This window comes from Anabaena sp. CCY 9402-a (genome assembly GCF_963920945.1).
Taxonomy (GTDB): domain Bacteria; phylum Cyanobacteriota; class Cyanobacteriia; order Cyanobacteriales; family Nostocaceae; genus Trichormus; species Trichormus minutissimus.
This window is the reverse complement of the sequence record NZ_CAWUDL010000071.1, coordinates 21,079-35,127: the sequence shown is the minus strand read 5'-3', so window position 1 is coordinate 35,127 and position 14,049 is coordinate 21,079. Positions and strand designations below refer to the sequence as shown.

14 protein-coding genes are annotated in these 14,049 nt (G+C 41.2%); 7 read left to right on the top strand and 7 right to left on the bottom strand.

The window, feature by feature from the left end:
* Positions 1-318: 318 nt before the first annotated feature.
* The 3 genes from ACM0OR_RS22050 (at position 319) to ilvB (ending at position 4,713) form a co-directional block, all read left to right on the top strand.
* The gene (locus ACM0OR_RS22050) at positions 319-867 is read left to right on the top strand and encodes a hypothetical protein (protein WP_414578761.1); all 549 of its coding nucleotides are present in this window, start codon (positions 319-321) and stop codon (positions 865-867) included.
* Between the two features lie 246 nt (positions 868-1,113).
* On the top strand, positions 1,114-2,379 hold the full coding sequence (locus ACM0OR_RS22045) for an MFS transporter (protein WP_414578760.1): 1,266 nt from the start codon (positions 1,114-1,116) through the stop codon (positions 2,377-2,379).
* Between the two features lie 435 nt (positions 2,380-2,814).
* Positions 2,815-4,713, top strand: a complete 1,899-nt coding sequence (gene ilvB / locus ACM0OR_RS22040) for a biosynthetic-type acetolactate synthase large subunit (protein WP_414578759.1) — start codon at positions 2,815-2,817, stop codon at positions 4,711-4,713.
* 216 nt (positions 4,714-4,929) lie between these two features.
* Here ilvB and ACM0OR_RS22035 read toward each other — a convergent pair whose 3' ends face one another.
* Entirely contained in the window at positions 4,930-5,259 is a 330-nt protein-coding gene (locus ACM0OR_RS22035) for a hypothetical protein (protein ID WP_414578758.1), read from the bottom strand.
* Positions 5,260-5,847: 588 nt separating this feature from the next.
* Here ACM0OR_RS22035 and modD point away from each other — a divergent pair.
* Positions 5,848-6,693: a ModD protein gene (gene modD / locus ACM0OR_RS22030; protein ID WP_414578757.1), complete on the top strand. Its 846-nt coding sequence runs from the start codon at positions 5,848-5,850 to the stop codon at positions 6,691-6,693.
* 89 nt (positions 6,694-6,782) lie between these two features.
* Positions 6,783-6,974, top strand: coding sequence for a hypothetical protein (locus tag ACM0OR_RS22025; RefSeq protein ID WP_190699975.1), 192 nt, complete (start codon positions 6,783-6,785; stop codon positions 6,972-6,974).
* 45 nt (positions 6,975-7,019) lie between these two features.
* Here the strand turns inward: ACM0OR_RS22025 and ACM0OR_RS22020 are convergent, their stop codons facing one another.
* The 4 genes from ACM0OR_RS22020 to ACM0OR_RS22005 all read right to left on the bottom strand — a co-directional run bounded on the left by ACM0OR_RS22020 (position 7,020) and on the right by ACM0OR_RS22005 (position 11,378).
* Positions 7,020-8,123 (bottom strand): Gfo/Idh/MocA family protein, encoded by a 1,104-nt coding sequence (locus ACM0OR_RS22020; protein ID WP_414578756.1) that lies wholly within the window; start codon positions 8,121-8,123, stop codon positions 7,020-7,022.
* A 197-nt stretch (positions 8,124-8,320) separates the two neighbouring features.
* Complete coding sequence (locus tag ACM0OR_RS22015) at positions 8,321-8,788, bottom strand: DUF4870 domain-containing protein (RefSeq protein WP_414578755.1); 468 nt, start codon at positions 8,786-8,788, stop codon at positions 8,321-8,323.
* 71 nt (positions 8,789-8,859) lie between these two features.
* Positions 8,860-10,038, bottom strand: coding sequence for a DUF1822 family protein (locus tag ACM0OR_RS22010; protein ID WP_414578754.1), 1,179 nt, complete (start codon positions 10,036-10,038; stop codon positions 8,860-8,862).
* Positions 10,039-10,202: 164 nt separating this feature from the next.
* Positions 10,203-11,378, bottom strand: a complete 1,176-nt coding sequence (locus ACM0OR_RS22005) for a sigma-70 family RNA polymerase sigma factor (RefSeq protein ID WP_414578753.1) — start codon at positions 11,376-11,378, stop codon at positions 10,203-10,205.
* Between the two features lie 120 nt (positions 11,379-11,498).
* Here ACM0OR_RS22005 and ACM0OR_RS22000 point away from each other — a divergent pair, with 120 nt between their 5' ends.
* Both ACM0OR_RS22000 and ACM0OR_RS21995 read left to right on the top strand, forming a co-directional pair.
* A complete protein-coding gene (locus ACM0OR_RS22000; RefSeq protein ID WP_414578752.1) occupies positions 11,499-12,254 on the top strand; it encodes a hypothetical protein in 756 nt (251 codons plus the stop codon).
* Positions 12,255-12,382: 128 nt separating this feature from the next.
* A complete protein-coding gene (locus ACM0OR_RS21995; protein ID WP_414578751.1) occupies positions 12,383-12,853 on the top strand; it encodes a hypothetical protein in 471 nt (156 codons plus the stop codon).
* Between the two features lie 53 nt (positions 12,854-12,906).
* Here the strand turns inward: ACM0OR_RS21995 and ACM0OR_RS21990 are convergent, their stop codons facing one another.
* Together ACM0OR_RS21990 and ACM0OR_RS21985 are read right to left on the bottom strand one after the other, a co-directional pair.
* Positions 12,907-13,311 carry a hypothetical protein gene (locus tag ACM0OR_RS21990; RefSeq protein WP_414578750.1) on the bottom strand — a complete coding sequence of 135 codons (405 nt, stop codon included), beginning with the start codon at positions 13,309-13,311 and terminating at the stop codon, positions 12,907-12,909.
* A gap of 284 nt (positions 13,312-13,595) precedes the next feature.
* Positions 13,596-14,030: a CAAD domain-containing protein gene (locus tag ACM0OR_RS21985; RefSeq protein WP_323264539.1), complete on the bottom strand. Its 435-nt coding sequence runs from the start codon at positions 14,028-14,030 to the stop codon at positions 13,596-13,598.
* Positions 14,031-14,049 lie beyond the last annotated feature (19 nt).

Sequence of the window (14,049 nt, the reverse complement as noted above, 5' to 3'; positions counted from 1 at the left end):
GGTGACATGACAGGTGACATGACAGGTGACATGACAGGTGACATGACAGGTGACATGACAGGTGACAGGGTGGGGATTTTAGATTTTGCGGAAAGTTCTGTAGGCGGGTTTCCCAACCTAGGAACGCCACTTGCTACAAGCCGATAAACCCTTTCGGCAGTTCCTCTTGGGGGAAACCCCCTTTCCTATGGGACGCTTTGCGAACACCAACGCAGTGACTCAATTTTTCAAGACGGATTTTTAGATTGAAACTCAATCCAAAATCCACTGATTGAGTCGCCCAATGCTCAATGCTCATTGACTAATGACTATTAACTAATGACTATAATTATTTGCCCTGGAATCCATGAGACAGAATTAACTCAAAGCTTTATTTCAGGGTGCAGTCAAGATAGAAAAAATATATTAGTTGTGCCAGTGGAGGGGGTTTTAGCTTTATCAGGATTTCATATTTGGCAGTTTCTGCACGATCGCCTGCACAATAGGCTAGAATCGCCAGTTATATTCGTCAGCTTCAGTGCTGGTGTAGTTGGAGCGATCGCGGCTGCTACCCAATGGCAAATTATGGGAGGTCATGTCCAAGCCTTTATTGCTATCGACGGATGGGGTGTACCATTATGGGGAAATTTTCCCATTCATCGTCTTAGCCATGATTATTTTACTTATTGGAGTTCATTATTACTTGGTAGTGGGCAAGATAACTTTTACGCAGAGCCATCAGTTGATCATTTAACCATGTGGCGATCGCCCCAAAATGTACAAGGCTGTTGGGCAGATTCCTCCCAAGGTGAAATTACCACCCCAAAAACCCGTCTAACAGCAGCCGAATTTCTGCATTTATTATTAAAACGTTATGAAGAAAAATAATCCGGAAAACAGTATAAGCACACAGGAGTGAGAAATAAAGGATATTCCAGGTGATAGGGGACAGGTGACAGGTGATAGGTTACAGGTTACAGGTGATAGGTGATAGGGCAAACAAAGTAAGCGAAAGGATGTAAATAATCCCCAATCCCCAGTCCCTAATCCCCAGTTATTTAATTTTGAATTTTGAATTTTGAATTTTGAATTGATTTGTCCCCATCTACCCTAGTTAAAATACCAAAGTGACCCATGTTTCCAACTGAACCAGCTGCCGTCAATAATGGGTTTGGCGCACTGCTAAAAAATCGAAATTTTATGCTCCTATGGATGGGACAGTTGTTATCCCAGTTAGGAGATAAAGTCTTCTTTGTCCTAATGGTGGCGTTGCTGGAGAATTACCCACCGCTTCCGGGTTTAGCAGAAAACTCCATGTACTCAATTTTGATGGTGGCATTTACTCTACCTGCAATTGTATTGGGTTCTGCTGGTGGTATTTTTGTTGACCGCTTTTCAAAAAAGCTCATCCTAGTTGGCTCGAATATATTACAGGCAATATTGGTACTGTTAATAGCGTTTTCACCAAAAGAATTTCTGTTGTTTTTAGTCCTGACTTTTGCGATTTCTGCCTTAGCACAGTTTTTTGCCCCAGCCGAACAAGCGGCTATTCCTGTGTTGGTACGTAAAGAAAATTTTATGGCTGCCAATGCGCTGTACAGTAGCACCATGATGGGGGCTTTAATTGTCGGTTTTGCTATTGGAGAACCAATATTGAGTTTGGCGAAGTCTTGGTTGGGAGCAGGGTATGGTCAACAAGCCGTGGTGGGTGGGTTATATATAGTGTCAGCAATTGCCTTTCAGTTAGTTGATTTTAAATTAGAACACAAATCTGTGAGCGATCGCCGATCAGTTATCGATCCTTGGGCTGATTTAAAAGAAGGCTTGCGCTATCTCAAAAAAAATCGTCTGGTATTAAATGCCATGCTGCAATTAACCACTTTATATTGTGTATTTGCAGCTTTAATGGTTTTGGCAATTAGATTAGCAGCAGATTTCGGGTTAAAAGAAAAACAATTTGGCTTTTTCTTAGCAGCAGCAGGGGTAGGTATGGTGTTAGGTGCAGCTATTTTAGGTCACTGGGGCGATAAATTTCATCACAAACCCCTACCCTTAATCGGATTTTTGGTGATGGCGTTGGTTTTAGGTGTATTCACCTTTACTCACAGTCTCTTGCTAGCTTTAGGACTTTGTGCATTGTTAGGTATAGGTGCTTCCTTAATCGGTGTGCCGATGCAAACCCTAATTCAACACCAAACACCACCTACCATGTATGGTAAGGTATTCGGCTTTCAAAATCATGCAGTGAACATTGCCCTATCATTACCTTTAGCTATTACCGGGCCATTAACTGATGCTCTAGGTTTGAGAACTGTATTAATAGGAATGAGTTTTGTAGTCGCAACCGTCGGCGTTTGGGCATGGAAAAACACCCGTCGAGTTTTGCAAGATGTGATTTAGTCAATGGGGATTTCCCTGATTTCTCACCAATTATTGCCACCTCAGTCCAGAGTCCGTAGGGGCGGGTTCACAGATATGCTCGAATCATTCACGAATATTTCGCTCAACCCGCCCCTACTGTTTGTGAGAAATGCGGGATTGGGGATTGGGTTTTTTTCCTCCCTATCTTCATCTGCTTTCCTGTCACCTGTCCCCTGTCACCTGTCCCCTTCCTTCTACCATAAGTCAGGGAAAATTAACTAATATTACCCGCCGCAGTTCTAAACTAAAATCATGGGTTATCTTGTATAGTCCACTCCTAAGCATGATACAGATATATCAGCTACACTCTAAAGACAGAAATTTCATTTATAACTTAGTTGAAGTTTTACCCTAAAATTGACATATTAAATACAGAAATTCCAGATTAACTTAGCTATCCTCTGAGGTTTGATCGTGACTGTGAGCTTGCCTTCCCCGACTAGTCCCTCACAAACAGAGCAACACACCCAGTCTGCCAGCTCTACTTCATCAGTTGTGACCCCAAAACGGGCAACTGGTGGTTTTGCGCTACTGGATAGCCTCCTGCGCCACGGTGTTGAGTATATTTTTGGCTATCCTGGTGGAGCAATTCTGCCGATTTATGATGACCTGTACAAAGTAGCAGAAAATGGTCTTCTTAAGCACATTCTCGTCAGGCATGAACAAGGGGCCGCTCACGCTGCTGATGGTTATGCCCGCGCAACTGGCAAAGTGGGTGTGTGCTTCGGTACTTCTGGCCCTGGGGCGACTAACTTGGTGACAGGTATCGCTACTGCTTACATGGATTCAATTCCAATGGTAATTGTCACAGGACAAGTACCCCGGAAAATGATCGGTACAGATGCTTTCCAAGAGACAGATATTTACGGCATTACTATACCAATAGTCAAACACTCCTATGTAGTGCGTGAATCGGCTGATATGGCACGCATTGTAGCGGAAGCGTTTCACATTGCTAGTACAGGTCGTCCAGGGCCAGTTTTAATTGATGTTCCTAAAGATGTAGCCTTTGAAGAATTTGATTATCTACCTGTAGAACCAGGTGCAGTCAAATTACCGGGTTATCGTCCGACTGTGAAGGGTAATCCTCGGCAAATTAACGCCGCAATTCAACTAATTCAAGAAAGCCGTCGTCCTCTACTTTATGTCGGTGGTGGTGCGATCGCATCTGGCGCACACGCAGAAATTCAAGAACTAGCTGAGTTATTTAATATCCCCGTCACAACTACCTTGATGGGTATCGGGGCTTTTGATGAACACCATCCCCTGTCTTTAGGGATGTTGGGTATGCACGGTACAGCTTATGCTAACTTTGCCGTGACGGATTGTGATTTGCTGATTTGTGTCGGTGCAAGATTTGATGACCGCGTAACCAGTAAATTAGATGAATTCGCTTCCCGCGCCAAAGTCATTCACATCGACATCGACCCCGCAGAAGTCGGTAAAAACCGCGTCCCGGAAGTACCCATTGTTGGGGATGTGCGAAAGGTTTTAATTGACTTGTTGCGTCGCTGTAAACAAGCAGGCGCAAAAACCACACCTAACCAAAATATAGAATGGCTCAATTTAGTCAATCGTTGGCGAGAAGAGTATCCGTTAGTAGTCCCCCAACATCCTGACAGCATCGCACCTCAAGAGGTAATTGTCGAAGTTAGCCGCCAAGCACCCCACGCTTTCTATACTACTGATGTTGGTCAACATCAAATGTGGGCAGCACAATTCCTCAAGAACGGCCCCCGACGCTGGATTTCTAGTGCCGGGTTGGGAACGATGGGTTTTGGTTTACCTGCGGCTATTGGTGCAAAGGTAGCTTTTCCTGATGATCAAGTCATTTGTATTAGTGGTGATGCTAGTTTCCAAATGTGTTTACAAGAATTGGGAACTGCTGCACAATATGGCATTAATGTCAAGACTGTAATTATCAACAACGGTTGGCAAGGGATGGTGCGCCAGTGGCAACAAGCCTTCCACGGCGAACGCTACTCATCCTCAAACATGGAAGTCGGGATGCCAAATATTGAACTGTTGGCACAAGCCTATGGCATTAAGGGGATAATCGTAACTGAGCGTGAGCAATTAAAAGATGCGATCGCACAAATGTTAGCCTACGATAGCCCCGTAATTTTGGATGTTCACGTCACCAGAGACGAAAACTGCTATCCAATGATAGCTCCTGGTAAGAGTAATGCTCAGATGATTGGTCTACCCAAGCAACCACCAAAAACAAATGTAGAACCAATCTATTGCAGCCATTGCGGGACAAAAAACTTACCAGATCATAACTTCTGTTCTGAGTGCGGGACTAAGTTGTAACTAGTTTTTGTTCTAGCCAGCGTCTAAAATCCAACCATAGAACCCCGCTTTCTTAAAGAAAGCGGGGTTCTATTTATTTATGAGTGATAGTTTTTTGAACCTTAACAAGACTTACGCAAAAACTCTCTCAAACCCTTATTTCTCTGTGTTCTCTGCGCCTCTGTGGTATGCGCTACGCGAACGTTATTCCGTAATTTGTGCGTAAGTCCTACTTAATTACGAATCCAAAATGGCATTTAAATTATAAATCGTCATATCTGGTGGTAATTCAGGCTGTGGTATAGGTTCTAAACTAGCACTGATACCATTTTTGATTTCTACCTCGCAGACTGCTAAATGCAAATCAAAACTTAATTCCCGCATAATTTGCCGGGCTTGTTCAGCGTACCACTCAGGGAAAGAACGGATTAATATACTTGACTCAATTACCTCATAATCTGCGTCAATTTCTTCAGACTCATCCCGCAGTAGAGGGGGTATATCATTTGTCAGCTTATTTAAGCTGGGCAATTGTTGCTGATTTGTATTAACTCGGTAAAAAGGCATAAGCAATTCAAGATTAAAAATATTTTACGGGATGTTGCTAACAAATTTAAAGTTAAAACATCCTTTGAAGGACACTTGATTCAGGATAAGTACCATCATTATCTGGTTACTGAGTTCTTCTCAATACTTTTAATTTTGTTAGAAGACTCCGTAACATGAAACTTTTGAGTTATGGATTTCAATCTAACTTTCATAGGTTGAAACCCTAGAGTTTTGACGATTTAGGCTTTTTTTTACAGCTAATGATTCTAAATTTTGGCGAAGGTATTGTTTATGTTAGTGCCAAGTTTATAGGTTGGCAATATTATCAACCTGGTAAAAACAGGCAGAAGTAACTAGCCAGTACAAAATTTAACTCAGCACGGACTACTCTAACAGCACTTTTGCCCAAAAATTTTGTTAAGAAAAGTAACAAAAATTATTCGCCTACATAACTGCATATAAATTATCAAAAAATAAAAAACAGCACAGACGCCGAACTCGGACTGAGAATAAAGTGAAGAAATGGGTTCAATAGGTCTAAATTTGAGATTAAGTACGTCGGCGCGAATTGTTCCCTTCCTCCACAAGCCATCATTAAAGCCTACTATGCGTATTTGTTTGTCTGACAAGGCAATTACCAATTTAATTGCTGAAGATGTTCCCTATTTTGACTTGACAACTTTGGGACTGGGTATTGGTAAGGAACAGGGGAAAATAGAATTTTATACTCGCCACCCCATGACTGTCTGTGCTACGGAAGAAGCGGTAAGGGTGATGCAGCAGTGTGGAGCAACAGCACATTTCTCTGTAGAAAGTGGTACTCATTTAGAGGCAGATCAATTAATTTTGGCAGCTACAGGTAGTGCAGAATCTCTACACATTGCCTGGAGAATAGCATTAAATTTGCTGGAATATACTTCAGGAATAGCCACGCGCACCGATGAATTTGTGAAGGCGGCAAAAACAGTCAATCCGGCTATTTCTGTTGTGACTACGCGCAAGGTATTTCCAGGAACTAGAGCATTAATGATGAAGGCGATCGTTGCGGGTGGTGCGCTACCTCATCGCCTGGGACTCTCGGAAAGTATTCTGATTTTCAAGCAGCATTTAGTCTATATGGGGGGTCTGTCTGGATTGCTGGAACAGATAACTTCCCTGAAGCAGCGATTTCAAGAACATAAAATCTGTATTGAAGTGGAAACTGTAGAAGATGCTTTGGTAGTGGCTGCAAGTGGAGTTGATATCATCCAACTTGATAAGATGCCATTGGGTACACTCAAGGAGCTAGCCCAGAATCTTAAACAACGGTATCCTGATATTAAACTGGCAGCCGCCGGCGGTATTACACTCAATAATGTCCAGGAATATGCCGCCACTGGGGTAGATTTATTGGTTACAAGTTCTCTCTATTTTGGTAAGCCGGCGGATATTGCAGCGAAGATGTCATCATAATTCCTAAGTATCTCCTCACAAGTTCTTCAATCTTTTCTCGTAAGTTTAAGAAAGAGAGATAAATCAAGGATGCCTACCGAGTGAGTATGATGAAAAAAGATGATATGGATGTTTTAGAAGCGTTAATAGATAAGTTGACATTAGCTGCAATTCTAGAGATGTTAGAGCGCATATGCCACAAGAAAGCTGAAAATCTCAGAAGTCATTGGCAGGATGAGATTACAGCAAAGCTGTGGGAGAAAGCTGCTAGGCATATAGAACAGCTAAATGTAGATGTTTAAACGCGGAGGAGCGCGGAGGTGAACGCGGAGGGGCGCGGAGTATTTTTAAGTGAAATTTGGCACTTCTACCCAGCTTGAGGTGTGATGGGATTGATGGGATAAGTCCATTAATAACTGTGAGTAAATGCCTTCTTTTAGGGATGGTATTGTTTGTTGTTTAGTATCAATTCCTTGTACCCATTGATTAATTACTCGCAAAAATGCACAAATGCGTCCATCAGGGTAATGTTGGGGGAATAGTAATCTTTGGGGAATTTCGATTTCTTGGAGGGGTTGGCCTGGGTGAGAACCCCAGACGTTAAAGCCATGTATGTAATCTTTTTGGTTGTCGCTGCCTATGATTAGAGTACCGCGATCGCCATACACTTCTACCCAATGTGTACGAGAAGCGTGAACTACAGCACTGATAGCGACTTGGCAAGGTGTACCGTTGGCTAATTCTAAGGACAGCAAACAGGTGTCATCTGTTTCTACTGGCTTTAATTCACCGCTAGCAGGTTCAACTCGTGCGGGAATAGCAGTAGTCAAATGAGCGTTTAATCTCTTGACTGGGCCAAATAGCCAGTAAATGTAATCGAAGGCGTGAGAACCTAAAGAACCCAATGCACCGCCGCCTTTTTCTTGAGAGGAATACCAATTCCACGGGCGGGAAGTGTCAGCACGGGAAGAACCTAACCAATCAATTTTAATTAAGCGTTGGTTGCCTACATAGTCTGATGTCAATAATTCAGCGAAAAGTTGCCAGGCTGGGACAAAGCGAAATTCAAAGTCTACGGTAGCAATTACACTTTGTTTTTGGGCTAATTGATACAGTTCTTTGGCTTCAGTGACATTTAATGTTACGGGTTTTTCTAGTAGTAAATGTTTCCCTGCTTGTAATACTTGTTTTGCCATTTCGTAATGTAGAAAGGGCGGTGTTGAGATGCTAACTGCTTGTACTGTGGGCAAAGCTAGAATTTCAGCAATTGTGTCGCAGGCATGGGGAATATTATTAGCTTCGGCAATGGCTTTGGCTTTATTAATATCGCGGTGATAAATCGCAACTATTTCTGTACGATGATGGGTTTGGAATGCGGGTATGTGGACTTTTTGTCCGAATCCAGTACCGACAATTGCTACACCAATTTTATTTTGTAATTCTAAAGTCATTAATTATAAATTTTGGCTGGGTTGAATAAGAGTATGATTATCTCACGCAAAGGCGCAGAGACGCAAAGAGGAAAAGGAGTTTTTTCTTCGTTGTTGCATAAATGCGGGATGGGTTGAGATTGTTAGCTAATGGTAAAGCTAGATGATATTTGCTTACCCTGGGGGTTCTGCTTTGTAGTATGTGCGAAACAAAATTATTACTTTAAAAGTCGCATGGTGAAGGGATAGCGGTAATGTTCGCCATTATATGCTTTGGTGGCAGCAAAGGTTACTAGGAATAATTGTAATAAAAATAGGGCGATGATAAAGGACATCCAAATAAATAATAAGCTGTCTAAAACTGTATTTACTTGATTGATTTCACCATTCGTAGCTAATGCAATACCACAACTAGCTAGCACTAGTAGTAAAGAAATCATGATAATAATTACAATATAAAAAGTTAATGTAATTTGAAAATTTAAAGCTTCTTTTCCTTGAAAGTTAACCCAGGGATATTTTATTTTTCTTATTTGCCAAATGATGAGCGGGGCAGCGATGTTTAGGGGTATAAATAAAGGAATACCCGATAAAATTAAGGCAAATAATAGTATCCATGCTAACAATGCTGAGAGATGACACAACATAGCCCAGACACGCATTTGTTGGTTGTATTGTTCTCTCATAGCTTGTAATCTCATGTGGACAGAGAAAGAATATTTATCCACATTATCAATAAAAAAAGACTCCCAACAGCTTAGAATCTTAAAATTTCTTGGTCATAATTTTCTGGTAGGGGTTCTACTTCCCAAACTATGCCTTCGCCAGCATCTAGGGCAACTTCAACGTAAAGTTGTTCTACGGCGGTTGTGGCTATATCTTCATTATTGGGAAATGGTTGTAAGTCTTCTGTGAGGAGTCTCAGTTTAAAGCCGCCAGGAATGACTGCGCCGACTGTTGCATTGCGTAATTCAAACCGCCAAGATGGTTCTTCTGGTTCGCCTTGGGGTGAAATTAATAGTTCGTAGGTTTGACCGGCGATCGCTAATCTACGAGATAATGTTGCTCCTGGTTGTATTCCTTCTACACTCCTCGCGCCAGCTGCACTTAATTGTAAGTTCAATTTTCCCCAACCTATCGCCTCAGCCGTTTGGGAAACACTCTCTTGCAACCATTGCAGCACTGAACGCTGTTCTGGTAGTCCTAGGCGGCGTTCATATAGGCTTTTGCGCCAGCCTCCATGTTCCATCAGTCCCCCCCACAATTCAAAAGGGACGGCTAACCGGGGGGTAATAACTTCGGGGTTTCCTAAACGGGTAATTAAGTTTTGGACTTGGGCTAGAGGTAAGGTAGGTAAAGTTGCCAGTTGGCTGCGTGTGGCTGTCTGGAAACAAAATTGTAATTCCACAGGTAACACACTGATGTCAGTGGTTATATCACTCGCATCTAAAGTATAAGTGCGATCGCCTGCGTCATATTTACCTTGATTTTTCAGTTGTGCGTGACTACAGTAACCCCAAACCCTAACGTAGCCTGCATCCGGTTCTACTTGCACCGCTAAATAATAATCCCCCACCCAACTTGGTAAATCTACCCATTCTTGGGGTACACGTAATTCACTTAAATCAATATTTTCACTGGGAACTAAAATAAATTTAGTTACGTCTAAAGTGACGGCAGTTCCATTTACCAGTTCCCAAATGCTGGCTAGAGAATTGGTATAAGGCCAAACCTTTGCTTGGCGTGTAAAATCTTCTTGCAACCACGGCAAGACTGCACTCAAGCAAATTTCATTTAAATAGGCTTGATACCAGGAACTAGGATGGGAAAAAGACTGACTAGCAGCTATATTTACTTGATTTTGGGGATAATTAGGAACTTCTAAAATCAAGTCTGTTGAGTCAGCAAATGTAAATACAGTAGGGTTAGCAGTCATGAGGGACACTCCGGGGGGATCAATTCAAAATTCAAAATAGCCTGCGGCAAGTCTTGCGCCTACAAAATTCAAAATTAAGAATTTTTTGGATAATTAGCTATTTCTCGAACAGACGTAAAAATCTACAAATCTTAATAATCAATTTTCGACTGTTTTAGCATAGTTTAGGGGTGCGAGGCATTGTAGTAGTTCTGTAGCCAGTCTTCTATCAACGTACTCATACCCTTTAGTATGTCTGGTGTCAGGGAAATATGCAGTGTATCTTGACTCCAGGTTGCTAGCGATCGCAATAAAGTTTCTTTAGTTTTGCTGAGTCGCCGGGAAACGGTATATTGCTTGATGTCTAATTGTTGAGCGATCGCATCTTGATTCAGTTTTTGGCCGTAGTATAAAATTACAATTTCTTGTAATTGAGCATCTAGTTGAGAAATTGCTTGAACTAATGCTTGATTGATTTCTGTTTGTTGCGAATTTCTGGCTTGTTCTTCTTCCAGAACAATGATTTCTTGAATTAAAGATGGCTGTTCTGTACCAGGGAGATTATCCAACATCTCAAAGGAATCATCACTACCTTTAGTAACATTCAGAGAATCTAGGTTGGGATACAGATATTTGCGTGCAGCCTTAGCCGCACTCAATAACCATTTCTCTAGGGTTTGGGGGTTAGTTGATTGTGTGCTTTGGGAGTTGTAAGTTTTAGCGATCGCCTCCCAGGTTGCATCATCTGGGGGAGATAATTGGCGCGAGTTAGCCGCTTTTGTAGGCACATACAGGGTTTTAAAACAACTCCATGCTTGGATGTAAGCCCTAATTTCTGTTGGGGACAAACCAGCATTTTGCAAAGATTCCTCCAACCGCTTTTGGCTGATTTTGCGTAACAGACCCCAATCAGTGCAGATATCAACTTCCTGGCGTTGGCGTAGGGTTTCCCGAATCGCACTACCAAAGATAATGCTAGCGTAGTTTTTCAGCGTGCTAGTTTGACTGGGATTAAACCCTTTGAGGACTCGATCGATTTGGGCGATCGCTACTTGAAAACAATCTGACAGCTTGTACTGCGTACTAGTAAGACTAGCGGCTGTTTTTTGGGATGTCCAATAACAAGGTTCTTGCAGATAAGCCATCAGATGTTGCTTGGCTAAGGATTGAGTTTCAGGAGTCTGCAAAAACTTATACCAATACAACGCCCAAAAATGTTCTGAAGTTTCCTTGGGGGTTTGGTGGAGACAACTTTGAATGCTGCGACGCAAGCGTGATTCCGCCGCCCACCGACTGAAGCGATCGGCATCGAACTGCACAAAAGTTGAAAAAATTTCAATGATGCTTTGCCGAGGTTGCATAAAAAACTAGAAGCCGATCTATAGGACAACAGAAGGTGTTCAACAACACCTGCACACACTTTACTACAAGGAAAAAGTATCATGTTTCGCCTAGGAATTAAATCTTTAATACTTGGAGGCATGGTAACCTTAACTACGGCAACTACAGCTTTAGCCCAAGTACCAAGACTTCAAAACTTCCAGCTAGTTCAAAAACAAAATTTTAATTGTGGCCCGCATCTGCGTACTTACGTTGTCAAATCTCTTAATGATAGTCAGGGTATTGGTATCCGTTGCGTCAAATTTAGCGAAGGTATACCAGGAAAACCAATTCCCAGATTGGCGTGGTATGGTGAAGGTAATTGGAGCGGTTCAACCTATCGCCACGTAGGACAAGCCATCTACAGAGGCCGCAATTTAGTTGGTTTTGCTTCTGATATTCACGGTAATGGTGAATATTTTAACGGCGACTTCCCCGGAAATTTAAATGTGCAAGTATTGGGTGGTGGTTCAACAATTCGTGTTACTGGTGCATGGAATGAAGAATGGCAATTAGTCAGAAGCACTAATTATAAACCTTTACCCAGACCAAAAACCTGTGGTGGATATTTTGATGAATACCAAGTTTCTGACCTCTCAGGTAGTCGTAGAGGTGATGGCTTGCGTTGTGTTCTCCGGGGTGGTCTGAAAAACACTACTTGGTTTGGTAATGGTAATTGGGGCGGTTCTACCTATTCTCATGTAGGAACACGTTCTGTTAATGGTTACGGTGCTGGTGATATTTGTGGTACTAACTTCGGCACAATTTGTAACACCTTTAGTTGGGGTTCATTGAAGTTAACACCTGTTCCTGGTGGTTTTGATGTTACAGGTGCTTGGAGTGAAAAGTGGCGGTAATCAATTATTAATTCGTTAAAATTCCCAATTCAAATTTTCACAAATTAATAATTTTGAATACCTGATATTTATCTACAAAAATTAATATCAGGATTCATCTATCAAAGATTAAATGGAGTGTGAATAAAATGTTAAAACGTTCTTTAAGTCTTGCTGCTGCAAGTATAGCTTTAACTGCTGCTTTTGCCAGTCCTACTTTAGCTGCACCAGGTGATTTTGTTGGGACTTGGGTTAATAAAGATGCCAATACTCGCGGTATTACTCGCTTAGTTATTACTTCTGCTGGTAGGAACACGTTAAATATTCGCGTGTTTGGTCAATGCCATCCTACAGATTGCAATTGGGGTACTACACAATTAGCTACCTATGGTGTTAATGTCCAAGATACTAATCATGGTTATGGTTCGGCTAATTACAATAAGGGCTTTGCTAATACCTTTTTAGGTTTAGGCTATGCTGGTAAACAAATCATGCTACAAAGCTATACGCAATTTTTAGATAATAGTGGTCGGCAAAACTACTATTCTCGTGAATACTTTCACAAAATCCCAGTAGTTAAAGTGCCGATTAAACATTTACCACTTAGCCCTAATAGATGATTTGCAAAACTCAGAACGCCTATGGAGACGTTGCAATGCAACGTCTTTACACCCTAAATTAAACCTGTTCCTTTACCTCTTCTATCACCTTTTTCGGTTAATTCACCTTCTTTATCTTCATTAACTTCGGCTAATTCTTGCATACGTTCTGAGGTATCTTGTTCTGCTTCTTCTTTCGCATCACCAGGAACTTCGTAATACATTTCAGGTTCAACTGCATAGTTATTTAACAAACCTTCTTTATCTACTGTATAACCATCTGTAGTGCGAACACTTTGGGCATTTGTTTGATCATCTGTAGGTGCATCTGCTTCTCTTTCTTCTGTTGGCAGTGTTTTGTATAAATCACCTTCTCTTTCTTTGCGAGCAGCAGTTTCAGCAGGGACAATTCCTCTATCATATGTATCTATTTCTGCGCGTTCAGATGAATCTATACCTCTATTTTTTTCACTAGCCATAAATATGTCCTCGTTAAAAAAAACTGTTAAAACTTCGAGAACAATATTAAAATTTTGATAACGATAAATCTACTATCTTTAGTAGTAATTTAAAATTAACTTTCTATATTTATTTATTCCTTGCGGTATATTCAAATCAGTATAAATGAGAGTTGAAAATCTAAATGATTGCTAAAAACTAAGAATCCCGATTTCTGTGAAAAACCGGGATTGTGAATTGCAGCCATACTCAAAAACTAAATATGATTGCTACCGCATATAAGAAGAACTTAATGTTAGAGAATTTATCCACCAAAAAATTGATTTTTCAGTGAATTAACTTCAGATACTAGTTCTTGGCGAGTTGAAGACTTAATAAGATAACGGAAAATAAACCAGGTTGAGTAACTAATTCCAATCACTTCAAAAAGAGGTGATAAAAGCGGGATATCATTGATTGCATCTATTAAAGCTAGTAAGACCTTCAGTGTCACTACAAGCGATAAAATTAACAAAACAGTAACAATGGGCTGCTTATATTTTTGATAAAAACTCCCTAAATATTCAGGGAATTGTCCAAAAAAATCTGCTACTTGTTTGGCAGTTTGCTGCCACTGGGCATTGCTGTCAGTTGCAGGTGGTAGCTTAGGTAAGTTACCATTTTGTGCCTCTGGTAGTGCTATTGTGCCTTGTGGTAAAGTGGCATTTAAGGATTCCGGTTGCTTTTGTTCGGTTTCCATAATTTTTCTATTTTGGTAA